Source organism: Mesorhizobium sp. A623 (assembly GCF_054489405.1).
This window is the reverse complement of the sequence record NZ_JBTMXB010000006.1, coordinates 155,623-181,907: the sequence shown is the minus strand read 5'-3', so window position 1 is coordinate 181,907 and position 26,285 is coordinate 155,623. Positions and strand designations below refer to the sequence as shown.

Here is a 26,285-nt window from a genome sequence, read left to right as displayed (position 1 = left end):
TCGTCCGTTCAGACCGCGAGATAGCGGCTCTTGAGCTCAGGCTTTGCGTCGAGCGCCTTCCAGTCGCCTTCGAAGACGATCTGGCCGGTGTCGATAACATAGAGCCGGTCGGTGCACTGGCGCGCGAACCAAAGGTTCTGCTCGCAAAGGAGGAGGCCGGCCTTGGTCTCGGCGCAGATGCCGACAATGTCCTTGGCGAGCTGCTCGATGATCACCGGCGCAAGGCCCTCCGTCGGCTCGTCCAGCATGAGGAGTTGCGGCCGTGCCGCAATCGCCCGCGCAATCGCCACCATTTGCTGCTGGCCGCCGGATAGCTGGCCGCCCGGCCGGTCGCGGATCGGCTGCAGCATGGGGAAGCGCTCGATCAGCACATCCGGATCGACCGGCTTCTCGCCTCGGCGCACGCCGTAGGAGGACATCGCCATGTTTTCCAGTACGGTGACATGCTTGTAGATACGGCGGTCCTCTGGAACGAGCGCTAACCCCTGGCGCACGCGCTTGAAGGTCGGCATCGAGCCGAATTCCGCGTCCTGCCAGGAAATCCTGCCCTTCACGGCCGGTCCGGCATTCATGATGCTCTTCAAAAGCGTGGACTTGCCCGCGCCGTTTCGCCCGACGACCGCGACGCGCCCGCCATCCTCGACCGCAAGCGAAACCGCATGCAGAATCTGGCTGTCGCCGTAAAAGGCGTCAATCTTGTCAACCTTCAGCACGATACATCTCCTTGCCGAGGTAAACGTCCTGCACCATCGGATTTGCGCGAATCTCGTCAATCGTGCCGACCGCGATCGCCTCGCCGTGATTGAGCACGAGGATCCGCGTCGCCAGTTCGAAGATCACGTCCATGTCGTGTTCGGTAATGACAACCGTCATCTTCTTCTCGTCACGCAGGCGCATGATGAGTTCAGTGGTGGCTACGCGGTCCTGCGGCGACATGCCGGCTGTCGGTTCGTCCAGCATCAGCACTTCGGGCATGCCGGCGAGCGCGATGCCTAGCTCCAGACGCTTCTTATCACCATGTGAAAGGAAGCGAGCCTCCATCTCGCGCTTTTCGGCAAGACCGAGCTCACACAGGTACTCGATCGCCTCGGCGACGATGTCGCGGCGCGCAGGGACCTGGAACCAGCGCGGCGGCTGCTCGCCGCGCGTGCGCCGGCGAGCCTCGATCGAGACGACGATATTGTCCAGTACCGTGAGGTCCGGGTAGATCCGCGCCACCTGGAAGGTACGACCGATGCCGAGGCGCACCCGTTCATAGTCGGACTTGGTAGAGATGTCCTCCCCCTTGTAGTGGACGCTGCCCGCCTCGAACTTGGCCTCGCCCGTCATGACCTTGAACATCGTGGTCTTGCCGGCCCCGTTCGGTCCGATGATGGCGAAGGTCTCGCCCTGCACCACATCCAGCGTCACGCCCTTGATCACCTTGAGTGCGCCATAGCTCTTCTGGACGTCCTTCACTTCGAGGATATTGGTCATGATGCGCTCCGCGCTTCGACGGCGCCAGCCGAGGCCTTGCTCCGGAAGAACTTGCGCCGGATTAGGCCGAGCAAGCCGACCACCCCGTTCGGTGCCGCCAGCACTATGAACAGGAGCACGGCGCCGATCACCACTTCCGAGAGGCCGATAAGGTTGCGGGTGGAATAGTTCACCACGGAGAAGATCACCGTTCCGATGACCGGTCCCCAGAAGGAGTGCGCGCCGCCAAGCAAGGATGCGAGCATCGGCTGAGTGGAGTGAATCCAGTGCCCGGTTTCCGGCGTGACGATCTGGGCCCAGGGCGCATAAAGGCCGCCTGCGATGGCCGACATGCCGCCGGAGATGACGAAGGCGACGAGCCGGTAGCCGCGCACATTGATGCCCATGAAGGCGGCGCGTTCAGGATCCTGCCGGATACTGACCAGCGCGCGCCCGAAGGGCCCGCGGCAGATCACCCACATGACGCCGCCGAGGATCAGCGTCGCCACGCAGAGGAACCAGTAATAGGCATTGCCCGAGGTGAGATCGATTATCGTGAAACCGAGGGCGAGCTTTGGTCGGGGGATCGATGCCAAACCGTCCTCGCGGCCAAGCGTGGTGCTGTAGCCGATGTAGACGCGCAGCACTTCGGCCAGAGCCAGCGTAAAAATCGCGAGATGGAGGCCGGTCGTGCGGCGTAACAGGACGAGGCCGATCAGCCCCGCCGCCACAGCACCGAGCACACCCGAACCCACCAGAAGCAGCAGGAAAGGCACGCCGAGCGCCGCCTTCAGCATGTAGCCGGTCAGATACGCCCCGATGGCGAAGAAGGCCGCATGACCGAAGCTCGCAAGGCCGGTGAAGCCGAAGAGTAGGTTCCAGGCCAGGGCGAAGACGATCTCGATCAGCGCAAGGCCAGCAAGGAACATGATGCCCTGGTTCGCCCAATAGGGAAGCGTGACGAAGGCCAGCGCACAGACGAGGCCGGCGAGTATCTTGAGGCCGGTCATATGCTCTGCCCTCCAAATAGCCCTTGGGGCTTTGCGAGAAGAAAGAAGATCACGAAGAGATAGGTCGCCATGCCCGGCATCTCGGGCATTATCAGCGAACTGCCGCTTTCGATGATACCGAGCATGATCGCCGCGATGAAGGCGCCACGCACGTCGCCCAGACCGCCGATGATCACCGCCATGAAGGCAAGCAGGAGATAGCTGTCGCCCAGGATCGGAGACAGGGTCTGGTTGGCCAGCAACAGTCCACCCGCAAGCCCTGCAAGAAAAAAGCTGGCGATAACCGTCGCGCTCAGCGCGAGCGGGACGTTGATGCCGAGCAGCCCCGCCATCCAATTGTCCACGGCGATCGACTGCAGCATCTTGCCGATCCAGGTGCGACGGATCGCGAAGTCGAGCAGCACATAGATCAGCCCGCCCGCCACGATGACGAAGATCGAGTAGGAAGGGATGAAAAGATCCCCGATGATGAGCGCACCATCAAGGCCGGGCGGCGGATTGATGGAAGCGTAGTTCACGCCCCAAATCAGCTTAACGACGCCGGTACAGACCATCAGGACCGCGAAGGTCGCGATCAGCATGAATGCCTCGTCCACATTGCGCAGCCGGCGCAGCACCACGAGGTCGGTGACATAGCCAAGTGCGGAAACGATCACGCCGCCGACCAGCGCCGCCAGGATGAAAACCCAGATGGAGGACGGGTTGCTGCCGATGATCGTGTAGGACAGGTAGGCACCAACCATGAAGAAGGCGCCATGCGCGAAGTTCAGGATCTTCAGGATGCCGAAGATCAGCGTCAGGCCGGCCGCGACGAGGAAGATCGCCATGCCCGTCGCCATGCCATTGATCAGCGCGAATGCAACATCGATCAAGCCCAGGTTCATGATCGTTCCTCCCGGATATTGATGCCGCCAATAGTGATCATGGTCTCGTCCGCCGACAATTCCGCGCTGCGTGCCTTCGACAGAGCCTCTGCGAAGCCGTCCATCTGCACGTCGATTGCCGTCAGCCGGTCTTGGCCATTGGTGGAGGGCACGAAGCGGATCTCGGACCGCCCGTCGAGCGTGATGACATATGTGTTGGCCTGAGCTTCCGCCGGCCGGCCGATCAGCGTCGCCCAGCGGGCCGCAACAGCCGCGGGATCGCGCGCCGAGATTTCCGCGCGCCGGATAGCGGTGAAGCCGGGCGCTGCCTTTTCCTGCCAGTTCGCGCCTGCGGGAAACCATCCGCCGTCAAAGGGTTCTCCCTCCTTCTGCAGCGAGAAGGAGAACATGGAGGCGCCCACGTCGCGCGGGTCGACCTGCAACTCATTATATGTCGGATAATCGACGGTGCCGGCGAGCCGCGCGCCCTGCGCGTCGATCCGCGCGCGGAACGGCTCTATCGTGCCGACTTCGGTGATGACCATGTAGCCACCCTGACCACGCCGATCGAGGAAACGGGCCGCCGGCGTGTCGTTTCGCAACGGAGCGACGAGTTCCAGGAACGTGTCGCCTATGGGAAGAAGCGCGCTTGCCAGTCCGTGCTTCTGGAAGAAGGCGGCCTGATGGGTCGGAGGCGGCGTATAGGGCACGCCATATCTGCTGAGGTCTGCCTTGCCATAGCAGACCTGCAGCCCCATCACCGCGATAAGCTGGTCGATCACCGGTTCCAGCGCCGGCACGAGCAGGCAGATCTGCCGCAGGCGGATCGGATCACCCATCCTATTGCCCCGTGAATTGCGGCTTGCGCTTTTCGCGGAAGGCGGCAACCGCCTCGGCATGGTCGCGCGTGCGGGCAGATAGGGCTTCATAGGCCATCAGCGTGTCCATCTGCTCCTGCGCGAAGCTGCGAAGCGTCCGGTTGATCGCGATCTTGGTGAAGCGGATCGCCTGCGTGGCGCCATTCAGCATGCGCCCGGCGATGAGATCGACACGCTCATCGAGTTCCTCTGTCGGCACGACATGGTTGATGAGGCCGATCGCATGCGCGTCGCGCGCGCTCATGATCGTGCCGGTGAGGAGCATCTCCTTGGCGCGCAGATAGCCGACGATGAAGGGCAGGATCACGGCAGCGCCGTCGCCCGCAACAAGTCCGGCGCGCACATGCGGATCGCCGAAGCGTGCATTCTCGTCGGCGATCACGATATCCGAACAGACCGCGAGCGTAGCACCGAGGCCGATCGCATCGCCATTCATGCGGCAGATCATCGGCTTCGGCATCTCCAACATGGAGAAGACGATCGATTTCGCCTCCTCGATGATCGCGTTAAAGCTGCCGCCATTGTCGATCAGGGATTGCAGCCAGTCGAGATCGCCACCCGAGCAGAAGGCGCGGCCAGCGCCGGTCAGCACGACGACGTCCGAATCCGGATCATCGGCGACGGCGCGGAACACATGCTTCAACTCCCGGTGCAGATCGCCATTCACGGCGTTGAGCGTATCGGGCCGGTTCAACGTGATCGTCGCGACGCGATCCTTCACGCTAACCTGCAAGGCATTGAATTCATTAAGCTTCATCTTTCACTCCTCGACTTCAGTTCTTTAGCGCGCGCATATAGCGCTTCATGTGGAAGTGCAGGTCGCCATGGCTTTTCGCGATGGCGCGCAGGCGCTTGTAGTAGTGTCCGACGACGTTTTCCTCGGCCATTCCGGCACCGCCATGCAGCTGAACCGCATTGGCGGTAACGAATTCGCCCGCTTGGATAGCGGTGATCATGGTGGCGGAGACGGCGGCGTCGCGCTCTTCCACGGGACCATTCATGGCTGAAAGCCCGCGCAGGATCATCGAGCGGACATTCTCGACCTTGACGAACATGTCCGCCACGCGGTGCGTCAGCACCTGGAAGTCCGAAAGCGGGCGGCGGAACTGCCGGCGCATGCGGATATAGTCTGCCGTCATGTTCATCGCGGCCTCCATCGCGCCGAGCGCTTCTGCCGCGAGCAGGACGGAGGCGCGGTTGACGGTCTCGCGAAGGACAGCCAGGCCCTGTTCCGGCGGCACCACCACGCAGTCCGCCGCAAGATGCACCCCGTCGAGGCCGAGATCGGCGGCGTGGCGACGGTCGATCAGCCGGTAGCGCCGCACATCCAGCCCTTCCGCATCGGCCGGAACGAGCAGGATGGCAATGCCGGTGCTGCCATCGGCCAACGGCATCTGGGCCGATACGAGGAAGCTGTCCGCGCTCGCCCCGTCGAGCGCCATGATCTTGCGGCCACGCAGGCCATAGCCGCCGGCTCCGTTGGGTTCGACGACGCTGCCCACCACCGACGGGTCATAGCGCGAGCTGGATTCCTCCAGCGCAAGGGCGATGCGCCGCTCGCCGCCCGCGATGCCTTCCAGCACCGCGCCCCGATCGGCGAAGTCCGTCCCTTGCGAAACGACATAGGCGGCGAGGACGGCGGTCGAGAGCAGCGGCGCGTCCACCAGCCCCCTACCGAGTTCCTCGAACACGAGCGCCGCATCTTCCAGGCTGCCGCCAAGACCTCCCGCTTCCTCCGGCACCATCAGCGCCAGCCAGCCAAGCTCGGCGAAGGTCTGCCAATGCTCCGGGCGCAGCCCGTTCTCGGCCGGCTGGGCGCGCATCGTCTGAAAATCGCAGTCATCAGCAACGAAGCGCGCGACGCTGTCGCGGAGCAGGCGCTGCTCGTCAGTCAGGGAAAAGTCCAAGTCGAAACCTCGTGATCAATCGGTCTTTGCGTTCACATCCCGAAGACTTGCTTCGCGATGATCGTGCGCTGGATTTCGTTGGCGCCGGCGTAGATCGTGGCGGCGCGCATGAAGAGCTGGCGGGCGGAAAGGCCGGGCACATAGTTCGGCGCATCGGCCGGAAAGTCGTTGGTCTGCTCACCATCCGCGTGGAAGGCGAGGCCCTTGGCGCCGACAAGATCCACCGCGAGCGTGGAAATCCGCTGCTGGATCTCGCTGCCGATGATCTTGAGGCCGGAGGCGATCGGAGCGGATTTCGCGCCATGGCCTTGCGAGAGTTCGCGCAGCACGGACCATTCAAGGCCTTGTACGTCGATCTCCAGCTGCGCGATGCGCTGGCGGATGTCGGGCTGATCGAAGACAGGTGCGCCGTTTTCCTGCTCCGACAGCGCAATCTGTTTGAGCAGCGCGAGGTCGCGCTTGGAGCGCGGCACCTGCGCATTGGTCACGCGCTCATGGCCGAGCAGGAATTTCGCCTGGTCCCAGCCGCGCCCGGTCTCACCGCCGAGGATGTCCGCCTCAGTGACGCGCACATTGTCGATGAAGACCTCGTTGACGCTGTGCCCCTCGTCCAGCGTGTAGATCGGGCGCACGGTGACGCCCGGCTGGTTCATGTCAAAGAGGAAGATCGTGAGCCCGCCCTTTTGCGGCTTCACCGACGGGTCCGTCTTGGCCAGGCAGAACATCTTGTCCGCGAAATGCGCATCGGTGGTCCAGAGCTTCTGGCCGTTGATGACATAGCCCTCGCCATCCTTGGCGGCGGTCGTCTTGACGGCTGCGAGGTCCGACCCGGCCGAAGGCTCGGAGAAGCCCTGGCACCAGAAGGTCTCGCCGCTGAGGATATCGTCGATATAGCGCTTCTTCTGCTCGTCCGTACCGAAGGTATAGAGGAGCGGCCCGATCAGGCGCAGGCCAAAATAGCTGAGAAAGGGCGCGTCGGCTGCGGCGCATTCCTCCTCGAAAAGATAGATGTGAAGCGGCGGCCAGCCGGTGCCGCCATATTCCTTCGGCCAGTGCGGCGCCGACCAGCCCTTCTCGTAGAGCATCCGGTTCCAGCGCTGGAGGTCTTCCCGAGGGGTGTGCGAACCATGCCGGGTCCGGCGCGCCATGTCCGCAGGAACGGCATCGCGCAGGAAAGCACGTACCTCTTCGCGAAAGGCTTCATTCGCTTGCGTGAACTTCAGGTCCATCTCGTTTTCCGCCAATTTTTCGAATTCGGATTCTTTTTCGAATTCTTAGTAGAAAGTTCGGCCGCCGTCGACCATCATCGTGCTGCCGGTGGTGAAGCTTGCCTCATCTGAAGTGAGAAACAGGATCGCCTTCGCCACTTCGACGGGCTCGGCAATCCGCTGCAGCGCATAGGTCGCTGTCGCGGTCTCGGTCAGCCGGTCCTCGTCGGGGTGCCAGTCCGAGACCATGCGCGTGCGCGTCATGCCCGGACAAACGACATTGACCCTGATCTTCGGTCCCAACTCCGACGCCCAGACCTTGGACAGAGTGATGATGCCGCCCTTGCTGGCGCCATAGGCGGATAGCTCTTTGAACGGCACGATCGCCGAAGCGGAAGCGAGATTGACGATCGTCGCCTTTTCCGCCGCCTTGAGATGCGGCAGCGCAGCCTTGGCCACAAGGAAGGGCCCGGTCAGGTTGACGGCAAGCGTCTTTTGCCAGAGGGCCAACGTCGTCTCTTCGAGAGAGGCGACCGGAAAGACGCCGGCCACATTGACCAGCCCGTCTATGCCGCCCATGGCCGAAGCCGCGTGCTCGATGGCCTCTGCCACCGAAGGCTCGCTGCTGACATCGACTGCAATCGCCTGTCCGGCAAGGCCAGCCAGCGCCTGCGCATCCTGGTCGAGCAGCGCGAGTTGCGCGCCCTCCGCTGCGAAGATTTCCGCCGTGGCACGTCCGATGCCGGCCGCAGCGCCCGTGATGACGATCCTGCGCCCCTGAAGCCTGCCGCCGCTCATGCCGCGACCTCCGCAGCGACGAGGTCCTTGGCCTTCTGGCGCAGGATATCCTTGCGCACCTTGCCAACGCTAGTGCGCGGCAGATCGCTGACGACTTCCAGCCGCTCAGGGATCTTCTGCATCGCCGTGCCTACCTCGATCAGGTAGCGCTTGATCTCGGCTAGATCGATTGACTGGCCCTCGCGCGGAATCACGAAGGCGCAGGCCGCTTCGCCGGTACGTGCATTGGGCATCGCGACGATAGCGATGTCGGCGATGAAAGGATGGTTGAACAGGATGTCCTCGATCTCCTTCGGGCTGATATTCTCACCGCCCCGGATGATCAGATCCTTCTTGCGGCCGGTGACCAAGATGAAGTCGTCGTCTACAATGCGGCCGAGATCGCCCATACGGAAATATCCGTCGGGATTGAAAGCATCGTCATTGTCCTCCGGATGGGCGTAGCCCAGGAACATCTGGGGCGCCTTGGCCACGATCTCCCCTTCCTCGCCCTTCGACAGACCGGCGCCGGTTGCCACGTCAACGATCTTCGCATCCGCCTTCCAGACCTGGCCGTCTGTCGAGGCACCCAGTTCGAGATCTGCGCGGCTGTTTACGCCGGCCGTGATGCAGGGTACCTCCGTCGAGCCGTAGATGCGGGAGGGGACGCAGTTCGAAAAGACGCGCGCGGCCTCGCGGACCAGATCCGGCGGCACCTGCGCGCCGCCGCACAGGAAAAAGCGCAGGTCAGGCAGGGACACCCCCCGCTTCTTCGCCTCCTCCACGAGGCCCTGCAGAAAGATCGTGGCGGCAACGATGCCGTTCACCTTGCGCTTGCGCATCATTTCGAGGCCGAGCTCGGCCTCCCACACATCGAGCATCACGGTGGTGATGCCGCAGGTGAAAGGCAGCATCAGCGAATAGAGCGCGCCGGTGACATGGGTTACCGGCGAGGGATTGAACATGACCTCGCCAGGTTTCAGGTCGAGATGCGTGAGCCGCATCCGGTTCTCGGCCTGGATCGAGTTATGGCTGTGCAGGACGCCCTTGGCGCGGCCCGTCGTGCCGGACGTGTACATGATCATCTTGAGCGCGTCGGGATCGGCATGCGGCAACGCCGCGCCACCCTCCCCTTCCAAGAGCAGACTTTCATAGGAGATGAAGTCGCCGGCGTCGCCGCGCAGTACGATGACATCGACCGGCCGCTCCAGCGTGGAAACCACCCGCCGCATCATCTCGACATAGTCGAATTTGCGGAAGCTGGACGGAATGAAGATCAGCCGGCTGCGGCAGTCGCGCAGCATGAAACCGATTTCCATGTCGCGATAGATGGGCACCAGCGGATTGACGATGAGCCCGGCCATCACCGCGGCAAGGCTTACCACCACGCTTTCATACCAGTTCGGCAGCTGAAAGGAGACGGTCTCGCCCGGCTTGTAGCCGCGCTTCACCAGCGCGGCCGCAAGCTTCTCCGCCTCACCGAGCAGCTCGGTGACGGTGAAGGCGCGGTCCCGGTCGACCACCAGCACCCTGTCAGGGGTGCTGGCCTGGATCTCGCGAGCATAGTCCACGATCGTCTTGTCGGCCCAGGCGCCTTCAGCCTTCAGCTGCTGCGCCCGTTCCCCGTCCCAGCGAACCATCCATCCGCTAATGTCCTGCCGCATCACGGCCGAGCTCCGATCTTACTTGAACTTGAACACCACCGCCTGACCCGGGGTCGGCGGCTCGATCATCTCCGCTCCCGGATAGCGGACAAAGTCGGAAACGCTCCAGCTCTGCTCGCCCTCGCCGGTCGCAAAGGTGATGTAGTTGACGTCGAGAATGGCCTGGTGATCTTCCTTGCGGAAGATGCGCTTGCCCTTGGCGGTGTCGACCTCCATCCCTTCCATGGCCTTGACGATCGCGGCACCGTCGGTCCCACCGGATGCCCCGATCGCCTTGGCATAGGCGAGCACCGCGGCATGACCCTGCTCCAGATAGCCGAGCGGGAACTTGTCGCCGGTCTTCTCAACATAGGTCTCGTAAAGCTGCTTGCCGATCGGGTTGTCCTGATAGCCGCCGAAATACCAGTGCATGGCGGTCCAGAAGTTCGGTATCATGCGCGCGCCGAGCGCCTTCGGCACGTTGAACTCGTTGGCCCCGTCGGCAATGGCCTTGAACTTGCGGCTCATGCCGAGATTGGCGCCCTGGGCGAGCAGGGTTACGGCATCGGCGCCGTTGGTGTTGTTAAAGAGGCCGGTGGCCGGGGAGCGCATCAAGGGCGAGAGCTGCGACTTGAAGTCGGTCGCACCGAACTTGGTGAGCACCGGATCGGAGATTTCGACGTCCTTCTTCGCGATGGCCGGGTAGAACTCGCGCAGGCCATCGGTGAAGCCATCCCAGGACTGATGGCCATAAGCCGCGTCTGGGAAGATGCCGGTCCAGCTCGTGATGTCGGGATGCTTTTCCGCCATCACCCGCGCCAAGCCCCGGTAGCGCATGTAGGAATTGTCGCTGATGCGGAAATAATTTGGCACGAAGCTCTCATGCGTGAGGCTGTCGGCGATGGCCGCGCAGGAGATCAGAACCGCATCATTCTGCTGCAGCAGCGGCCCCACCGCGAGAACCACGGCGGTCTGGATCGAGCCGAAGATCAGCTTGATGCCCTCGCCGAAAAGCGACTGCGCCTGTGCCACCGCCTCCTGGCCCGTCGCCTTGTCGTCGCGCGCGACGATCTCGATCATGCGGCCATTGATGCCGCCGACCGCATTGATCTGCTCGGCCGCGATCTGCGCGCCAAGCAGCGTCGGAGCGCCGAGAATTTCCTGAGCGCCAGAGAGCGGCCCAAGGAAGCCCAGCCGGATCGGTCCTTCCTGCGCAAAGACCGGTCCGAAATTCAGTCCAGTGCCGGCGAGCGCGGCGCCCGCCGAAATGCCTCCGAGCAGTCTACGTCTTGTGATGGATCGCATCTTTTTTGTCTCCTCCGACAATTGTTGAGGGTTCAATTCCACCAGCGCCCGCCATTGACGATGAGCGATTGGCCGGTGACGTAGCGGCTTTGATCGCTGGCAAAGAAGATCACGGCATTCGCGATGTCCTGCGGATCGCCCGCAAAGGCCATCGGCGTTTCCTTGAGATAGGTTTCCCAGATCGGGAGTTTGTCGGCCGCGGCGGTGCGGATCGGGCCGGGGCAGACCGCGTTGACATTCACATGGAACGGCGCGAGCTCGCGCGCCAGCGAACGGGTCAGGCCGATTACACCAGCCTTGGCGGCTGCATAGTCGGCAACGCCCTGGGAGCCCATATAAGCAGCTTCGGAGGCGATGGAGATGATCTTGCCGCGGCCGCGCTCGCGCATTCCGGGCACCACCTGGCGGCAACAGCTCATCATCGACATCAGGTTGAGATTAATGATGAAGTTCCAGACCTCCGGCTCTGAGCACCAGAACTCGGAAGCCCGCTCGCGCGCGCTCTGGCCGACGTTGTTGAGCAGGATCTCGACCGTGCCGACATCCCTCTCTATCTGCGAGAAGACATCGACTATTGCCTCATGCTTGGAGCAGTCCACCACTATCGGATGGGCCTGCTTGCCGAGCCGGCGGATCTCCTCAGTCGTGACGCCGAGCGCCTCTTCCTGCAGGTCGATGACCACGACATCGGCGCCGTTGCGGGCGAAATGGATCGCCGAGGCGCGGCCGATACCATTCGCCGCGCCGGTGACGACGGCGAGCTTGCCGGCGAAATCTGTTGTCGTCGCCGGTGCCGCCGGTCCCTTGGACTGTTCCGCGCTCACGTGATGATCCCTCCGTCGACCGTATAAACGCCGCCTGTGTTGTAGCTGGCTTCGTCGCTCAAGAGGAAAGCCACGAGCGCGGCGACTTCGCCGGGCTCTCCATTGCGCTGGATGGCACGCAAACCGCTTCCCCATGCACCAGCTCCCGCCGAGGCGGCAAGGTCGCTCGTCATCTGGCTGTTGATGACGCCGGGAGCGATCGCGTTGACGCGGATGCCATGCCGGGCGTTCTCGAGCGCGGCGGAATTGCTCAGCGCCACCACCGCCCGCTTTGAGGCGCCGTAGAGCGCGCGGTCGGCGCGAGCCTTCAGCGCCGCGACGCTGGCGAAGTTGACGATGGCGCCGCCGCGCTCCTGCTCGATCATTTCCAACAACGCGCCGCGCATCATCAGGAAGACGCCGCGCACATTCACCCGGTAGACGAGATCGAGATCATCCGCGCTCAGGCTGGTGATTGGCCCCGACGGCCCGAGGATCCCGACCGCATTTGCGAGAAGATCGACACCGCCGAATGCCTCCACCGCCGTGCCGATCACCGACTGCGCGCCCTCCTCCGTCGCGATGTCGGCCGAGACTGTAGCAAGAGGCGCGGCGGCATGGCGCGCGCTCAGCGCATCCAGTGCCTCCTCCTTGAGGTCGGCCGCCACGACGGCGCAGCCCTCTTCGAGCAGCCGCGCCACGACGGCGGAGCCGAGCGATCCACCGCCGCCCGAAACGACGGCGATCTTTCCGGACAAACCCTTGAATGCCATTCTATGCCTTCCCGAAATCGGCGGCGAGCGAAACCGCCGCCGATGCTGTTTCACTACTCGACGACGATTACCTTCCCGGGCGTTGCGGCCCCGAGCAGTTCAGCATTGGCGAGCTTCACATCGCCCTCGACCGCCCAACCCGGCTCCTCGTCTTTGGGGCCGAGCTTGATGATGTTGATGTCCGCGACGACCTGATGATCTTCCTTTCGGAAGGAAAGCGGACCCTTGGCGCTCTCGAACTGGATGTTCTCCAGCGCGTTGATCACTGCATCCGTTTCCGTACTGCCGGCAGCCTGAATCGCGTTGGCATAGGCATGAAGCGCCATGTGTGCTGGGCCGACATAACCGGTCGGGATCTTGTCGCCCGTACGCTCGACATAGGCCTCATAGAGATCGCGGCCGGCCTTGATGTCCTGATAGGACCCGTAATACCAATGGGTTCCCGACCAGAAATTGTTCGGAAGGTTCTGCTTCAAAATCTTGGCGAAGAGTATCTCGCCGCTCAGATCCATGAAAACCTTGACCTTCTTGGTCAGACCGAAGGGCCGAGCCTGATTCAGCATTGTCAGCAGGTCCTCGCCCGTCAGCGACTGATAGAGTCCTTCCACCGGCTGGCGCATCAGGCTGGCAATCTGATTCTTGAAGTCGATTGCACCCCATTTGAACAGAACCGGGTCCGTAATCTCGACTTCCTTCTTTGCAATACTCGGATAGAAATCCTTCAATCCCGCGGAGAAGGAGCGCCACAGCGCGTGGCCGAACTCCACATCGGGCAGGACGCCGCCCCAGTTCGTGATCTCGGGATGCTGCTCCGCCACCAGACGGGCCTGCGCCCGGGCGCGACTATAGGCGCTGTCGGTGATGCGGAAGAAATTGCGGTTGAAGGACTCATGGGTCAGCGAGTCGGCTACCGAGCCGATCGTGATGAGCACGCTTTTCGACTCAGGCAAGATGCCAACGAGAGAGAGTGCGCCCGGCGTGTTCAGCCCGCCGATCAGAAGGTTGATGCCCTGCCCGGTCAGTTCCTTCGCCGCGGCGATCGCCGCATTCGGGTTCGCCTTGTCATCCTGATAGACGATCTCCAGCGTGCGGCCCATGATACCTCCCGCCGCATTGATCTGGTCGACCGCGATCTGCGCTGACAACTGGCAGTCCGCGGAATAGGTCGACTGCGCACCCGATAGCGGCAGGAGGACACCGATACGGATCGGGTCCTTGGACTGTGCCCAGGCCTTGGTGGCGAAGCTGCTCGTTGCGGCAGCGCCGAGGGCTGCTGCGCTTGTACCTAGCAATGTGCGACGTGTGATGCTCGACACTTGTCAAATCCTCCTGATTAGTGCCTTGAACTATGCAGGACCGCGCTCGAACACGAGCTCTCCTACCTCCTGTGAGGGTCTCACATCAGCATAGACAGCACCCCGCTGTCAATTAAATTCGAATTCGAATTCGAATTCGATTGACAATAATTTCCAAGAGCTTCCACTACAGGTCGAGCCTACTGGCGCCCTCCGGCTGCGCACGGCCCCTTCGCTGCGAGCAGAACGCATGAAGCGCGCACTGAGGCACGCAAACCGACCATGAATGACGCTGCTCCTCCGGAAGGCCAGTGGATGGCAGGCACGTAAAAAATGAGCCCGGACGCGACCACGCCTTGCGAACCGGACGGATGATCCGGGCTAAGCGATCAGGATCAAAACGCCGCCGGCTTGCGCCACGAGATCATCATCGACAACTTTTCCATTGCGGGCGCACGCGCCGCAATGCGCGTAAAATTCGATTGAAGGCGTAACCCGCGGGTTCCGTCGCAATCTCAAATGTCAAGAATGACCCACACTGCCGCTCATGGCCCTCTCCGAAAGGTGCGGACCCTCCACGCTTTTTTTCTTTCGGATTCCCTCAAAAAGCAGAATTGTTACCTGGTCGGCAATCTGCGCCGGTTCTAGACGGCCTTCGCGATACCACTCCACGGACCAGTTCATCATTCCGATCAAAAGGAGGCGAATTACCGAAAGGTCGACGTCGTCACGAATCTGTCCCTTTGCCCGCGCTTCCTGCAACAGAGAACGCCAGAATTGGGAACTTTCGTCCAACACCTGCAGGAAGTGTTCGCGGAGACTGGTAGGGATCTGATCGAAGATGCGCATGTGAGCGGAGGTATAGTCGTCGCCCGACAGGACAACGGCGAGGTGCCCGTGAATTGCTGCAGCGATCCGATCATGGACATCAGCATCGGGCGGCAGCGCTTCAATGGCGTGGATCACCTGATTCTGGGTGCGCTCGTTCGCGATCCTCAGCACCTCAGCGACAATCGCTTCACGCGATTCAAAATGGTAGTAGATGCTGCCTGTCTGGGTGCGCGCACGCTTGGCTATATCAGTCAGCCGCGTCAGAGCATAACCTTTGTGGCGAAACACATAAGCGGCGGCATCGAGTATCCGGGCCCGCGTGATTTCCGCTTTCGTGGGCATTTTGCCTTTGGCATATCCATTGCTGGCAGCTCGCACTGAATCGCGGTGCGGAGTTGATGCCCCCGCGGGAGCAGTACGTTTGCCGGAAGCAGATGCAGTGCGCTTATAGCCCATTTCAGACCTTATCCATCGAACTTGCACGCGGACAATCAAACCCTTTGAGTCTCTCCACCTCCCTCGGTAGCGGAGCCGATCGATGCAGCCTCCATTGCTCCTGAAGTCGTTCCTTCAGATCAGCGGGCATAGCGGCAACTTTGGGGGGCGATCCCAACCGGACGTGGAGGATCCGGTACTGAACCAAGGCTGCCAACAAATTACGGGTGGCGTTGAATATCTCAAACAGAAGGTGGATGCGTTTATCCTCAACATGGGTCAGACGCGTTGTAACGATCACTTCGTCTCCCAGCAACAATTCGCGCAGATAAGCCACATCTGCGCCGATCACGAAGTTCGATTGTCCGGTCCGCTTGCGGAAAGCATCGCCATAGTCCCAGGCGTTGTGAGCGTCCATCGCAGGCTCTTTGACGATGGCGAGATAATAGCAAGCGTTCATGTGATTATTCATATCAATCCACTCAGGACGAACCTTGAGCCTCGTCTGATGAAGACGACGATCCGGCGACGGTGTTTCAGGTAATTGCACGATATCCTCCGGTGCGCGATTATCACACTCTCGGAGCAGATTGCTACCAGACGGAATCTCAGGCATTGCAAACATACTCGACTTCAAATCCCGGGGTAGTTCAGGCTTTAACGGGAATGCCTGACCATTCAAAACTCCGGCTCGACAAATTCTGCAACAGATGTAGCCGGTTTAGTTTCCGATGCTCGACGCACAACCGGCGCGACGCTGCTAAAGGCTGGCCTGTCGGCGCTATGGCCGAGAAGACCCGCAAGCCAAGCCATCATGGTCCGCTATTGTTGCGGTGAAACGTCCACGCCCTCCTTTTCAGTTTGCGCGGGGAGATGTTCCGGGGGCGGAAAAACTTTTCGCCTCGGCTCGGAGGATGTCCTTCCGGACTTTTCCCGACGCTGTTTTAGGGAGTTCGAAAACCAGTTCGATCCGGGACGGTATTTTCTGTTTCGCAAGCTTGCACTCTAGGAGATACCGCAAAGCTTCCGAGTGATCGAAATTCGCACCGGCAACGCAAACAAGGAATGCGCAGACCGCCTCGCCGAGCCGCTCGTCAGGCATCGCCACGACGGCAACTTCCTGCACCGCCGGGTGTTGGACGAGTAAATCCTCGATCTCGCGCGGAGAAAGGTTCTCACCGCCCCGGATAATTAGATCTTTGGACCGGCCAGTGGTGACAATAAAGCCGGGCGGATCAATCTTGCCAAGATCGCCAGTGCGGAAAAAACCCTCGTCATCGAAAGCGGTTTCATCGTCTCGGGGATCGCCATAACCAATGAAGGTCTGCGGTCCGCGCAGCAATATTTCTCCCTCTTGCCCCGGCGCGAGCTCCGTTCCCGTTGCCGGATCGGCAATTTTCGCTTCACAGTGCCAAAGCTCGCCATCTGTCTCCGCAGCCAGTCGGACGTCGCCACAACGCGCGCCAAGCGCAACTGCTCCGGAAACTTCAGTGGCGCCGTAAATACGATAGACCTTGCAGTTGGAAAGTATCTTGCTGGCCCTGTAAACAAGCTGAGGGGGAACTGAAGAACCGCCACAGGGAAACAGACGCAAAGATGGCAGCGGCTCACCGGAACGCTCCACAGCATCCACCAGTTCCTTCAGGAAGGGTGTAGCGCCGAACATAATCGTGCAGCCATGGAGGCGAATGAGACGTGCCGCTTCCTCGCCACTCCACACATCGAGTAACACCGCAGAACTGCGCAGGATGAAAGGTTGCTCCAACGCATAAAGATAGCCGGTGATGTGGCTGACCGGCGAAGCCATAAAGACGATGTCTTGTGGTTGAACATCCCAGTATTCCGCGACCGCCACAATCTCCGACATAATTGTATTGTGGGTGTGCAGTACGGCCTTCGGGCGACCGGTGGTTCCGCTTGTGTAGAGGACAAGCTTGACATCATCCGGTGATGGCTTCGGCGGCAGTTCAGCCGCGGGTCCGGCCAAACACTCCTGGAAGCTTGTAAACTCGTCTTGCGGCCCCCGCAGCACGACAACTTCGGAAAGCTCCGGGCAATTCCCCCGAATACGCCGCACCATCTCCAGATAATCAAAGTGCCGGAACCGGCTCGGGATGAAAAGAACACGGCTGCGGCTATCGGCAAGCATGTAGCCAACCTCGCGATCGCGATAAATCGGCACGAGCGGATTTACGATAAACCCACCCATCGCGCAGGCGAGATTGAGGACGACTGACTCATACCAGTTTGGCAATTGGTATGAGACGACATCTCCACGCTTGATGTCACGATACAAGAGCCAGGTGCAGACCGCGGCGGCCTCACCCCAGAGTTGTCCGAACGTCCAGCGACGCTCACCCTCAATGAGGGCAACCCGTTCAGCATCCTCGGCCAACCGCGCTTGCGCATGCTCAACCAGGGTCTCATCGCGCCACAGACCTGTCGACCGGTACCGTGCTGCAGACGCCTCAAAACGCTCTCGTGCCTTGGGTGTCACACTTCATTCTCCTTCGGTACCAGCCCTTCAGCGAGGGAGTGCCGGCGCAGTTCGTAGATTGCGGGTCAATCCTTATACCCGCTATCAGCCCAGAAATAAATTCTAATTCTGATTCTAATTTGTTGACAACATATAGAAGCGGTGATCCCATTCTGATCGTGTCGGCTCGTATTTGATCCCAGTAAACGTGGCCCAAAAGGAAGCGGAAAACAGCAGACGTGGTTGAAAACTCGTCGGAGCAGACCTGTGTTCCTTAGGAGGAGAATCGGAAAATGATAAAGGCAACTCGCCGAACCTTTCTAGCCGGAGTGGGCGCGGGCGCCGTGCTCTCCGCCGGTGGCGCAGCATTCGCTCAAGATAGCAACTCACCCATTCGGCTCGGTTGTATTGCGCCACTTTCCGGCGCTCAGGAGGTCCTTGGGGCACCCATGCGCCTTGGCGCTGAGATTGCTGCCAAGCAGATCAACAGCGCCGGTGGGGTTCTCGGGCGTCAAATCGAGATCGTCGCGCGTGACGACAAGGCGAGTGGTCCGGGAGCGGTGGCTGGCGCACAGGATCTATTCGGGCAGGACATCCATCTTCTGTTCGGCTCGATCCAGACTGCTGCGGTCCTTGCTATCATGCCACTTCTAGGTGATGCGAATGCGATACTGATTTCCTGCGCGGCGATCGCAGACAGTCTTACACACGAGAACTTCGTCGGCAACTACTTCCGCGTTTCGGACAATTCGTACATGCGCTACCGGGCGCTTGCCCGCGTCATGGCCGAAAAATATCCGGAGATAACCACTTGGACCGGTGTCTTCCCGGATGCGGCCTACGCGTTTTCGTCATGGGACGCTTTTCGTGACGGCCTTAACACATACTATCCCGAACTCGCCAAGAAAGACGTGACGATCCTCGATCCGGTACTCACGAAATTCGGGGCGACGGATTTCAAGCCGCAACTGTCCACGCTCATGCGGTCTTCGGCGTCGGGCCTGTTCAACAGCACGAATGGCGCGGATGCGGTAACCCTTCTCGCGCAGGGCGCCAACTTCAGGATCAGTGAGAAGTTCAAGGCGATTGCTGACGGCGCAAACGAGTTTAATGTGCCGAAAGCACTTGGTAAGCGTATGGTCCCGAACTTCTGGACCGCCATGAACTGGTATTTCGGATCCTACACCGACATCCCGATGGGAAAGGAGCTTTACGAAGAATACGTGGCTGCCACAGGCGACAAGTTTCCGCTGGGGTATTTCGAGCACGGACATGCCGCCGTTCACGCCTATGCAAATGGCATCCGGCGAGCGGGCAGCCTGGAAACAGAGAAGATCGTTGCGGCAATGGAAGGGATGACTTTCGAAACAGCCATGGGTCCGAGAACGTTCCGAAAGGAGGATCATCAAGCGATCCTCGACATGAACCTAGTTGGCATTGGACCAAGAGACAAAGAACCGGGCTGGGAAGTGAAAGACGTGGTCAAAGTGGCAGGTTCAGATTTGATCGAGCCGCCGTCCCCTGGCATCCCTGTTAAGTACAACAAGCTCTGAAAGCTCTCTGGGTGGCGTCCGACGGCGAGGATCTACCTACTTGGCCGTGTGGCCGGAGTGAATTCACTCCGGCCACACGGCTCAGAGCATTTTGCACCAGGCCGGATTGCTTGGTCGGAAATGCAACTAGAACCGAAGGTCAGCGTGTTCGCTTCCATACAAAGACAAAACACTCCGATGGATGACAGAAAATGAGTGAAAAACAATTCCCCGAGGGAGTTGCGGTGGTTTCAGGCGGCAGCGGTGCGATCGGCGGAGCAATCTGCCTCGCCCTTGCACGCGCTGGCACACCCGTGGTGACCACCTTTCGATCAAATCGCGGTGCTGCCGACAAAGTTGTCGAGGCCATCACGGGTTCGGGAGGCATCGCTCATGCGGAATGCGTGGATCTCTCCGATTCAAGGCGTGTCGCAAGTTTCGCCGATGGCATACTAGATCGCTTCAAAACCGTACATTCCGTGGTTTATGCGTCCGGACCGAAGATCCCGCTGGCCTATATAAACGCTTTGACGCCTGAGGCATGGGCCGGCACATTTTCCGCCGACGTGAATGGCTGCTTCAATCTCTTCAGCGCCTTCCTGCCGCACTTGAAGACACGTCGAGGAGGTTCGTTCCTTGCGGTGACGACCTGTGCGGTAGAAAGGGTGCCCCAGCGCGACATTCTATCCGCCGCTCCCAAGGCTGCAATCGAAACATTGGTGCGTGGCCTTGCCAAGGAGGAAGGCCGGTATGGAATCCGGGCCAACTGTGTTGCGCCCGGACTTCTGGAGGAGGGCATCGGTCGCGACTTTATCGAAGAAGGATTGACACCCGAACTCGTCGACCGTTTCCGAAAGTCAGTCCCGATGAAGCGTTTCACGCGATCGGAGGAGGTCGCGGAAGCCGCATTATTCTTGCTTTCTAATCGTGCAAACTTCATCACGGGGCAGTCTCTTGCTGTCGACGGCGGGCTGCAACTTTAGTGCATGGCGAGCCTCTCGATTCCCGTCAACGAATAAATCCAAGGAGGTAATGGATACCCAATCCTCCAATTGTTGAGGACCGCCTCGTCCCGGTTTGACACACCAATTTCATGAACTCCGACATTGAAGGCCTCTATGTCGGCATTCTCGTCGGCCCGGCCATCGCCTTCCTGCAGTAGGCCCGGTCGGTGGGCTTGACCAAAAAGCTCCGCGTCATCGGCGAGGGAGGCACGGACCTAGTGATCGCCCGCGCCATGCAACAGAATACGCCCGAGAATATATGGTCGCCCGGCGCCTGGTATCCTGATGCGGAGCCGTTTGAATCGGGCGCCTTCTCCAAGGCTGTCTATGAAAAATATATCGAGATGACCGGCGACAAGTCTCCGGTTGGCCTGACTGCGAGCATGGGTCATCGCCCGACGCTGGGCCTGCTGGAAGGCATCAGGAAAGCCGGCTCGACCGAGACCGACGCGGTGATCGCCGCATTCAAGGGGCTGACCTTCGAAACCCTCACCGGGCCCTACAAGATCCGCGCGGAAGACCACCAGGGATACGGTCAGGCCGTGGTCGCCAATTTGGGGCCGAGTTCGACGGAGCCGCTCTTCCGCCAACAACATCACATTCTACGACGAGAGCACGGTGCTGGAGTCGGCAACGCCGGGCGTCGCCTTCAAGTTCTGAGGGCCAGCCGGGCCGCTATCGCCATGCTGAGGCATGCCGCGCTTCATCACGAAGCGCGGCATTTTTTCCGGCTTGCTTGGCGTCTGGCTGCGTCAGGCTGGGGCCGCTGGGCATCAAAAGGCTGGAAGAAGCCTCTCCTGACGGCTCCTGCGTAGATAGGGACGCCCCCTCCCCCGCCGGGTATGCGCCGTTACGTCACCGTCCAGTTGGGCGGGCGTTTTTCGATGAAGGCGCGCGGTCCCTCGCGATAGTCGTTGGTTTCCATGATGCGTCGGCGCGCCGCGTCGGTCATTGCGCGCATTTCCTGCTGCGGATGCTCGCTTGCGATGCGCGCGACCGACAAGCTCTCATAGACCGCAAGTGGCGCGTTGCGGCCGATGGCGCGCGCCAGCTCCAGCGCCGCCGAAACGGCGTCTCCCGGGGCGACGAGCCGGTTGACCATTCCGAGCTGGTAGGCCCGCTCCGCATCCAGGCGCTCGCCAGTGGCGATCATCTCCATGGCGATGGCGCGCGGAAGGCAGCGGGGAAGCCTGTAGACGCCGCCAGCGGCGGCGATCATGCCGCGCGTCACTTCCGGCAGCCCGAATGATGCGGACGGGGAGGCAACGATCATGTCGCATGACAGCGCGATCTCAAGCCCGCCGGCCAGCGCCGCACCTTCAATGGCGACGATCCACGGCTTGATCCTTGGCGCATGGGTGATGCCCGCAAAGCCGCCCTCCGGTGACCACAGGAAATCGGCGCGGCCGGCGGCCACCACCTTCAGGTCCGCCCCGGCGCAGAAGGAGCGCCCGCCGGCGGCTGCAAGCACCACGGCGCGGATATCCCCATCGGCCTCCAGTTCTGCAACCAGCTGCCCCAATTCGCTGCGCATCGCCTCGTCGACCGCATTGTGCGCCTGCGGCCGGTTCAGCGTAACGACGGCGACATGGCCGGGCAGCCTTTCCAGCTGCGTCGCCTGGTTTTCGGCGGTGCTCATCCTGCGATCTCCTTCATAGGCCCTGCGCGCCATTCCAGCAGGCCATCGGCAGCGGTGACAATTTCTCCGGCATGGCCGACGGGCGAGCGGGCGAGCGCCATCAGGACGGAAAGGCTCGCCTCGTCGTCGGGCGCAACCCTCGCGACCGTGCGGGCCCCGCCAGGCAGCCGCAAGACCACCACCCCTTTCTCGACGTCGCCCCCGGAGGTGAACAGGACCGTGAAGGTTTCGACGGCGGCTGGCCCGCTGGCGCTCGTCACGATGGGCGGAACGGCCCCTCGCGCGCTGTCGGCTCGCGCCTGCACGGAAGACAGAGCGAATGTCGGCCGCCGCCGGGATGGGTCGCCTGACAGCACCAGCGCGCAATGCTTGGTCACGAACTCTCCCTGCCCATACAGCAATCCCGTCCCGGCCCGGCCCCTGAACTGCCGCACCATCGCCGCTGCGGCATGCGTCATGTAGGTGTTGAGCGGCGCGCCGAAAAATGTGAGGCCGCCGGCCACCGTCATCGCCCTTTCAGGCCCGGTCCCAAGCGACCGACGCGCCATTTTCGGCACGCAGGGAAAGCAGCTATAGAGTTCCATCGCATCCAGATCGCGGGCCCGGACGTCGGCCTCCTCCAGCACGCTGGCGAGCACGGCGTCCTGCGCCGGCGAGCCGATATAGGTGTCGCGCGAAAGCCAGTCGCGGGGCTCGGTTGCGATGGCTGCGGAGACGAAATAGACGAGCTGCGTTTCGGGGATGCCGGCCGCGCGCGCCGCCGCAAGGCTGGCCACCAGCACCGCGCCCCCCTGATTGACCATCGGGTTGGCCGTCATCAGCTTCGGGTAGGGCCAGGCGATCAGCCGGTTTTCCTTCGACGCCGTCTCGATCTGGGAGGCAGTCCTCGATCCCTTCAGCCAGGAATATTCATTCTGCGCGGCCACCTCGGAATTGCGGGACCATAGCAGCGCCGATTCCCCCCTTGCCTCGCGTGGGGTCTGGCCCCACACCGCCTGCGTGGCGTTTTCGTAAAGGGGATAGACGAATACCGGCTCCGAAACGCCATGGGCGCAGGCCAGCGGATGCAGATATTCGCGCGAGCGCGGGTTCTTCCAAAGCGGGTCGGGAGGCGTCCACGGCAATGGCTCGCCGCTCTTGCGCGCCCGCGCAACGCTGTGGGCGGCCTCCCCGCCTGCGATGGCGGCGACAATATCATCCCCGCCTGCGATGGCGGCGGCCGCTTCGCTGAGGAACCGGACGGGCGTTTCTCCCCCTACTGGCCCCTGCATGCAGGTTTGCGGCTTGCACCCTGTCTTTTCGGCCAGCAATTGCGGCAGATTGCGATAGGGCCAGGAGACGGAATTGATGACGACCAGCGAATCCAGCCGTGAAAGCCAGCTGCCGCCGGCGTCGCGCTCCGCCGCCCGAAGCGCTTCGGCCATCAACTCCAGCGGCTCCACCGCATTGGCGAGGACTTCAGGGCGGTCCACGACTTCACCAATTCCGATGATGACGGGAATGCGTTCGGTAGGTGTCATCGCAGCCAGACCTTTGCTTCGGGGGCTGGCGATTGTCGGCCACAGCCGCCTGCCTGCCCTGTTGATCTCTTATCGCGACGGGCCACGCTGAAACACCGCGTTGAGGCCCAGTATGACGACCGTCATGCCGATTAGCAGCGTGCTTATGGCGGCGATGGTCGGTTCGACCTCGTTCGCCAGGCTGTTCCAGATGCGCACCGTCGTCGTTTGCGTGTTCACCCCCGAGAGGAAAAGGCTGATCAGCAGTTCGTCGAACGACGTCAGGAACGCGAACAGCGCCGCTGATATTAGGCCGGGCATTGCCAGGGGCAATGTGATCTTGCGCATCATCTGAAACGGAGTGGCGCCAAGGCTCAGGGCCGCGCGTTCGTAGCGTTCGTCCACGCCCTGCAGGCTGGCCGTGAGGATGATCGTGGTGAGCGGAAGGGCCAGCACGGTATGTCCCAGTGCCATGGCGACAAGGCTGTTGGCCGCGCCCAGCCGGGCAAACGCCATGTAGAAAGCGATTGCGACAATGACATTAGGAACGATCATCGGCGTCAGGATAAAGCCATAGATGGCCACCTTGTGCCTGAAGGTGGAACGCACCAGCGCGAATGCGGCCAGGAAGCCGAGCGTCGTGGCGCCCACGGTCGCCATGATGCCGACCTGGATGCTTACCCACAAGGAATGCATCCAGCCCGGATCGGAAAGGACGCGCCGATACCACAGGGTTCCAATATCCTTCGGCGGAAAGTTCAGGATGCGCGACTGGTCGAACGAGACGATCGCGATGATTATCACCGGGGCCGCCAGATAGAGCAGCACCACGATGCAGGCGGCCCAAAGCAGATAGGTTCCCGGTCCGGCTCTCTGGCCATTCTCGTCCATTACAGCGTGCCTCCCAGCAGGCGTTCCAGCCGGATCGCGCGGGCGTAGAGGGCGAAGGTAAGCAGTGTCACGGCAAGCAGGATGACTGCAAGCGCGGAAGCGAAGGACCAGTTGACCGTGATTTCCACCTCCCGCTGTATCAGCATGGCGATCGTGATGTCGCCGGTCCCGCCCATCAGCGCCGGCGTGATGTAGAAGCCGATGGAAAGAATGAAGACAAGCAGCATGCCGCCCGCCAGGCCCGGCAGGCTCTGGTGGAAATATACGCGCCGGAACGAATACCACGGGCTTGCGCCAAGGCTGAGCGCAGCCGCGATCAGGCGCTGGTCTATTCCGCGCATGACGACCAGAAGGGTCAGTATCATCAGGGGAAGCAGCACATAGATCATCCCCACCAGAACCCCCGTCTGGTTATAGAGCAGATCGGCGCGTGGCAGCCCCCATCGGGCGAGATAGCTGTTGATCAGACCCTCCCGCCCCAGCAGGATCATCCAGGCATAGGTGCGCACGATGATGCTGGTGAAGTATGGCAGGATGACCGCGATCAGGAGTATGTTGCGCAGGCGTGGCGAGGCGTGGGCTAGGACATAGGCTACCGGATAGCCCACCAGCGCGCAAACCAGGGTGACGATTATCGCCATTCGAAAGGTGATGCCGATGACAACCATATATATCGGATCGCTCAGTATGAGCGCATAATTGTGGAAGGTGATGCTGTCGATATAGAAGCTGCGACCGGCCATCGCGAGCAGGGGCCACACGAACAGCACGATCATCGCAAAGATCGCCGGGATCAGCAGGGCGATGTAGCGATGGCGGTTGCGGCGGTCGAGCGGATGTTCCGGTGAGGATGCGTGAGCCATGGTTGCCTACCCCGCGAATATACGGGTGTCGCGGCTTTCCCAAACCAGGGAAGCGTGGTCGCCTGCATTGTGACGAACGACACTCATATTGTTGGCCGCGGTAACGATGAAATCAGCGCCGCCGGGGCCTTCAACGCAATAATGAAGCGTATTTCCCGAATATCCCGATTCCCTTATTAGTCCCGAATAGCGGTTTGAATCCATATCGCCGGCTTCGGCTATCTGGACCTTTTCCGGCCGGATGCCTGCCTCTACCCTTACGCCCACATCTGCGGCCTTTCCGGCGAAGGTTCCCCGGAACGTAAAGCCGTCATCCGTGCGCACCTGCACCAGATCGCCGTCGATCGCGACGACGGTCCCGGTCAGGAAATTCGTGTCACCGAGAAAGTCCGCAACAAAGCGGCTGGTCGGCCGATCGTAAAGGTCGGAGGGGCTGCCGATCTGGTCGATGCGGCCCTCATTCATGATGGCGATGCGGTCGGACATGGTCAGCGCCTCGCTCTGGTCGTGCGTCACATAGATCACCGTGACCCCCACGGTCTTGTGAATGCGCCGGATCTCGGCCTGCATGTGGTCGCGCAGCTTCTTGTCCAACGCCCCCAGCGGCTCGTCCATCAGCAGGACATTCGGATTGAACGCCAACGCGCGGGCCAGAGCGACGCGCTGAAGCTGGCCGCCGGAAAGCTCGCGCGGCATCCGGCTTGCGTAATCGTGCAGCTTCACCAGCGCGAGCGTCTCGCCGACCGTGTGGATGATCTGCTGTTTCGGCATGTTCCGGACCCGCAGCGGAAACGCCACATTCTCAAACACGGAAAGGTGCGGGAAAACCGCATAATGCTGGAAGACCATCCCCAGCCCCCGCTTCTGGGGCGGGAGATTGGCCACATCCTTTTCGCCGATCCTGATCGTGCCGGCATTCGGATAGACAAAACCGGCAACCATCATCATCGTGGTCGTCTTCCCGGAGCCGCTTGGCCCCAGGATGGTGAAAAACTCTCCTGCTTTGATATTTATCGATATATTGTCGACCGCGGTTATCGAGCCGTACTTTTTGACCACGTTCTCCAGGCAGACTTCAGCACCCAAAAGACCCACACTCCCCTTCCACCAGCCTTGAAGCGCCGATCGCCTTTCATGAGGCAGGTCGGCTGCCGGTCATGGGGCAGGACGGGATGCATATCCGGCATCGGCCCTGCCC

25 protein-coding genes are annotated in these 26,285 nt (G+C 61.4%); 3 read left to right on the top strand and 22 right to left on the bottom strand.

The genetic code is table 11. From position 1 onward, the window contains the following. Window positions 1-8: 8 nt before the first annotated feature. The 17 genes from ACX3P1_RS08825 to ACX3P1_RS08745 form a co-directional block, all read right to left on the bottom strand. On the bottom strand, window positions 9-713 hold the full coding sequence (locus tag ACX3P1_RS08825; RefSeq protein ID WP_459079195.1) for an ABC transporter ATP-binding protein: 705 nt from the start codon (window positions 711-713) through the stop codon (window positions 9-11). Further along, window positions 700-1,476 (bottom strand): ABC transporter ATP-binding protein, encoded by a 777-nt coding sequence (locus tag ACX3P1_RS08820; RefSeq protein ID WP_459079194.1) that lies wholly within the window; start codon window positions 1,474-1,476, stop codon window positions 700-702. The genes ACX3P1_RS08825 and ACX3P1_RS08820 overlap by 14 nt, the downstream gene beginning before the upstream one ends. After that, a complete protein-coding gene (locus tag ACX3P1_RS08815) occupies window positions 1,473-2,465 on the bottom strand; it encodes a branched-chain amino acid ABC transporter permease (RefSeq protein ID WP_459079193.1) in 993 nt (330 codons plus the stop codon). The genes ACX3P1_RS08820 and ACX3P1_RS08815 overlap by 4 nt, the downstream gene beginning before the upstream one ends. Next, a complete protein-coding gene (locus ACX3P1_RS08810) occupies window positions 2,462-3,349 on the bottom strand; it encodes a branched-chain amino acid ABC transporter permease (RefSeq protein WP_459079192.1) in 888 nt (295 codons plus the stop codon). The genes ACX3P1_RS08815 and ACX3P1_RS08810 overlap by 4 nt, the downstream gene beginning before the upstream one ends. After that, the gene (locus ACX3P1_RS08805; protein ID WP_459079191.1) at window positions 3,346-4,167 is read right to left on the bottom strand and encodes a VOC family protein; all 822 of its coding nucleotides are present in this window, start codon (window positions 4,165-4,167) and stop codon (window positions 3,346-3,348) included. The genes ACX3P1_RS08810 and ACX3P1_RS08805 overlap by 4 nt, the downstream gene beginning before the upstream one ends. Window position 4,168: 1 nt before the next feature. Continuing rightward, complete coding sequence (locus ACX3P1_RS08800; protein ID WP_459079190.1) at window positions 4,169-4,963, bottom strand: enoyl-CoA hydratase/isomerase family protein; 795 nt, start codon at window positions 4,961-4,963, stop codon at window positions 4,169-4,171. 16 nt (window positions 4,964-4,979) lie between these two features. Next, window positions 4,980-6,113: an acyl-CoA dehydrogenase family protein gene (locus ACX3P1_RS08795; protein ID WP_459079189.1), complete on the bottom strand. Its 1,134-nt coding sequence runs from the start codon at window positions 6,111-6,113 to the stop codon at window positions 4,980-4,982. Between the two features lie 32 nt (window positions 6,114-6,145). Then, on the bottom strand, window positions 6,146-7,342 hold the full coding sequence (locus tag ACX3P1_RS08790) for an acyl-CoA dehydrogenase family protein (RefSeq protein ID WP_459079188.1): 1,197 nt from the start codon (window positions 7,340-7,342) through the stop codon (window positions 6,146-6,148). A gap of 45 nt (window positions 7,343-7,387) precedes the next feature. Beyond that, on the bottom strand, window positions 7,388-8,119 hold the full coding sequence (locus ACX3P1_RS08785) for an SDR family NAD(P)-dependent oxidoreductase (RefSeq protein ID WP_459079187.1): 732 nt from the start codon (window positions 8,117-8,119) through the stop codon (window positions 7,388-7,390). After that, the gene (locus ACX3P1_RS08780; RefSeq protein WP_459079186.1) at window positions 8,116-9,762 is read right to left on the bottom strand and encodes an AMP-binding protein; all 1,647 of its coding nucleotides are present in this window, start codon (window positions 9,760-9,762) and stop codon (window positions 8,116-8,118) included. The genes ACX3P1_RS08785 and ACX3P1_RS08780 overlap by 4 nt, the downstream gene beginning before the upstream one ends. An 18-nt stretch (window positions 9,763-9,780) precedes the next feature. After that, window positions 9,781-11,046 (bottom strand): ABC transporter substrate-binding protein, encoded by a 1,266-nt coding sequence (locus ACX3P1_RS08775; protein WP_459079185.1) that lies wholly within the window; start codon window positions 11,044-11,046, stop codon window positions 9,781-9,783. Window positions 11,047-11,078: 32 nt separating this feature from the next. Then, window positions 11,079-11,870: an SDR family NAD(P)-dependent oxidoreductase gene (locus ACX3P1_RS08770; protein WP_459079184.1), complete on the bottom strand. Its 792-nt coding sequence runs from the start codon at window positions 11,868-11,870 to the stop codon at window positions 11,079-11,081. Further along, window positions 11,867-12,622, bottom strand: a complete 756-nt coding sequence (locus tag ACX3P1_RS08765) for an SDR family NAD(P)-dependent oxidoreductase (RefSeq protein ID WP_459079183.1) — start codon at window positions 12,620-12,622, stop codon at window positions 11,867-11,869. The genes ACX3P1_RS08770 and ACX3P1_RS08765 overlap by 4 nt, the downstream gene beginning before the upstream one ends. Window positions 12,623-12,675: 53 nt before the next feature. After that, entirely contained in the window at window positions 12,676-13,938 is a 1,263-nt protein-coding gene (locus ACX3P1_RS08760; protein WP_459079182.1) for an ABC transporter substrate-binding protein, read from the bottom strand. 501 nt (window positions 13,939-14,439) lie between these two features. Then, window positions 14,440-15,204 (bottom strand): TetR/AcrR family transcriptional regulator, encoded by a 765-nt coding sequence (locus ACX3P1_RS08755; RefSeq protein ID WP_459079181.1) that lies wholly within the window; start codon window positions 15,202-15,204, stop codon window positions 14,440-14,442. Between the two features lies 1 nt (window position 15,205). Beyond that, a complete protein-coding gene (locus tag ACX3P1_RS08750; RefSeq protein WP_459079180.1) occupies window positions 15,206-15,799 on the bottom strand; it encodes a thioesterase family protein in 594 nt (197 codons plus the stop codon). A 240-nt stretch (window positions 15,800-16,039) separates the two neighbouring features. Further along, a complete protein-coding gene (locus tag ACX3P1_RS08745) occupies window positions 16,040-17,680 on the bottom strand; it encodes an AMP-binding protein (protein WP_459079179.1) in 1,641 nt (546 codons plus the stop codon). Between the two features lie 272 nt (window positions 17,681-17,952). Here ACX3P1_RS08745 and ACX3P1_RS08740 point away from each other — a divergent pair, with 272 nt between their 5' ends. The 3 genes from ACX3P1_RS08740 to ACX3P1_RS08730 all read left to right on the top strand — a co-directional run bounded on the left by ACX3P1_RS08740 (window position 17,953) and on the right by ACX3P1_RS08730 (window position 21,010). After that, window positions 17,953-19,212, top strand: coding sequence for an ABC transporter substrate-binding protein (locus tag ACX3P1_RS08740; protein WP_459079178.1), 1,260 nt, complete (start codon window positions 17,953-17,955; stop codon window positions 19,210-19,212). Window positions 19,213-19,403: 191 nt separating this feature from the next. Further along, window positions 19,404-20,174 (top strand): SDR family NAD(P)-dependent oxidoreductase, encoded by a 771-nt coding sequence (locus ACX3P1_RS08735; protein ID WP_459079177.1) that lies wholly within the window; start codon window positions 19,404-19,406, stop codon window positions 20,172-20,174. Window positions 20,175-20,362: 188 nt separating this feature from the next. After that, window positions 20,363-21,010, top strand: a complete 648-nt coding sequence (locus ACX3P1_RS08730; RefSeq protein WP_459079176.1) for an ABC transporter substrate-binding protein — start codon at window positions 20,363-20,365, stop codon at window positions 21,008-21,010. A gap of 35 nt (window positions 21,011-21,045) precedes the next feature. On the opposite strand, the gene ACX3P1_RS08725 is transcribed toward ACX3P1_RS08730, so the two are convergent. The 5 genes from ACX3P1_RS08725 to ACX3P1_RS08705 all read right to left on the bottom strand — a co-directional run bounded on the left by ACX3P1_RS08725 (window position 21,046) and on the right by ACX3P1_RS08705 (window position 26,146). Then, window positions 21,046-21,834, bottom strand: coding sequence for an enoyl-CoA hydratase-related protein (locus ACX3P1_RS08725; protein ID WP_459079175.1), 789 nt, complete (start codon window positions 21,832-21,834; stop codon window positions 21,046-21,048). Then, complete coding sequence (locus ACX3P1_RS08720; RefSeq protein ID WP_459079174.1) at window positions 21,831-23,354, bottom strand: acetyl-CoA acetyltransferase; 1,524 nt, start codon at window positions 23,352-23,354, stop codon at window positions 21,831-21,833. Before ACX3P1_RS08720 ends, ACX3P1_RS08725 begins: the two co-directional genes overlap by 4 nt. A 69-nt stretch (window positions 23,355-23,423) precedes the next feature. Further along, a complete protein-coding gene (locus tag ACX3P1_RS08715; RefSeq protein ID WP_459079173.1) occupies window positions 23,424-24,224 on the bottom strand; it encodes an ABC transporter permease in 801 nt (266 codons plus the stop codon). Beyond that, window positions 24,224-25,087 (bottom strand): ABC transporter permease, encoded by an 864-nt coding sequence (locus tag ACX3P1_RS08710; RefSeq protein ID WP_459079172.1) that lies wholly within the window; start codon window positions 25,085-25,087, stop codon window positions 24,224-24,226. The genes ACX3P1_RS08715 and ACX3P1_RS08710 overlap by 1 nt, the downstream gene beginning before the upstream one ends. 6 nt (window positions 25,088-25,093) lie before the next feature. Next, window positions 25,094-26,146 carry an ABC transporter ATP-binding protein gene (locus ACX3P1_RS08705; protein ID WP_459079243.1) on the bottom strand — a complete coding sequence of 351 codons (1,053 nt, stop codon included), beginning with the start codon at window positions 26,144-26,146 and terminating at the stop codon, window positions 25,094-25,096. Between the last annotated feature and the right edge of the window lie 139 nt (window positions 26,147-26,285).

What these genes read in the sequence shown, in the direction of transcription:
- ACX3P1_RS08720 (WP_459079174.1), bottom strand. Translation starts at nt 23,354, where the DNA reads ATGACACCTACCGAACGCATTCCCGTCATCATCGGAATTGGTGAAGTC.
- ACX3P1_RS08735 (WP_459079177.1), top strand. Translation starts at nt 19,404, where the DNA reads ATGAGTGAAAAACAATTCCCCGAGGGAGTTGCGGTGGTTTCAGGCGGC.
- ACX3P1_RS08790 (WP_459079188.1), bottom strand. Translation starts at nt 7,342, where the DNA reads ATGGACCTGAAGTTCACGCAAGCGAATGAAGCCTTTCGCGAAGAGGTA.
- ACX3P1_RS08800 (WP_459079190.1), bottom strand. Translation starts at nt 4,963, where the DNA reads ATGAAGCTTAATGAATTCAATGCCTTGCAGGTTAGCGTGAAGGATCGC.
- ACX3P1_RS08805 (WP_459079191.1), bottom strand. Translation starts at nt 4,167, where the DNA reads ATGGGTGATCCGATCCGCCTGCGGCAGATCTGCCTGCTCGTGCCGGCG.
- ACX3P1_RS08725 (WP_459079175.1), bottom strand. Translation starts at nt 21,834, where the DNA reads ATGAGCACCGCCGAAAACCAGGCGACGCAGCTGGAAAGGCTGCCCGGC.
- ACX3P1_RS08810 (WP_459079192.1), bottom strand. Translation starts at nt 3,349, where the DNA reads ATGAACCTGGGCTTGATCGATGTTGCATTCGCGCTGATCAATGGCATG.
- ACX3P1_RS08750 (WP_459079180.1), bottom strand. Translation starts at nt 15,799, where the DNA reads ATGCCTGAGATTCCGTCTGGTAGCAATCTGCTCCGAGAGTGTGATAAT.
- ACX3P1_RS08740 (WP_459079178.1), top strand. Translation starts at nt 17,953, where the DNA reads ATGATAAAGGCAACTCGCCGAACCTTTCTAGCCGGAGTGGGCGCGGGC.
- ACX3P1_RS08755 (WP_459079181.1), bottom strand. Translation starts at nt 15,204, where the DNA reads ATGGGCTATAAGCGCACTGCATCTGCTTCCGGCAAACGTACTGCTCCC.
- ACX3P1_RS08820 (WP_459079194.1), bottom strand. Translation starts at nt 1,476, where the DNA reads ATGACCAATATCCTCGAAGTGAAGGACGTCCAGAAGAGCTATGGCGCA.
- ACX3P1_RS08715 (WP_459079173.1), bottom strand. Translation starts at nt 24,224, where the DNA reads ATGGACGAGAATGGCCAGAGAGCCGGACCGGGAACCTATCTGCTTTGG.
- ACX3P1_RS08785 (WP_459079187.1), bottom strand. Translation starts at nt 8,119, where the DNA reads ATGAGCGGCGGCAGGCTTCAGGGGCGCAGGATCGTCATCACGGGCGCT.
- ACX3P1_RS08765 (WP_459079183.1), bottom strand. Translation starts at nt 12,622, where the DNA reads ATGGCATTCAAGGGTTTGTCCGGAAAGATCGCCGTCGTTTCGGGCGGC.
- ACX3P1_RS08775 (WP_459079185.1), bottom strand. Translation starts at nt 11,046, where the DNA reads ATGCGATCCATCACAAGACGTAGACTGCTCGGAGGCATTTCGGCGGGC.
- ACX3P1_RS08780 (WP_459079186.1), bottom strand. Translation starts at nt 9,762, where the DNA reads ATGCGGCAGGACATTAGCGGATGGATGGTTCGCTGGGACGGGGAACGG.
- ACX3P1_RS08710 (WP_459079172.1), bottom strand. Translation starts at nt 25,087, where the DNA reads ATGGCTCACGCATCCTCACCGGAACATCCGCTCGACCGCCGCAACCGC.
- ACX3P1_RS08815 (WP_459079193.1), bottom strand. Translation starts at nt 2,465, where the DNA reads ATGACCGGCCTCAAGATACTCGCCGGCCTCGTCTGTGCGCTGGCCTTC.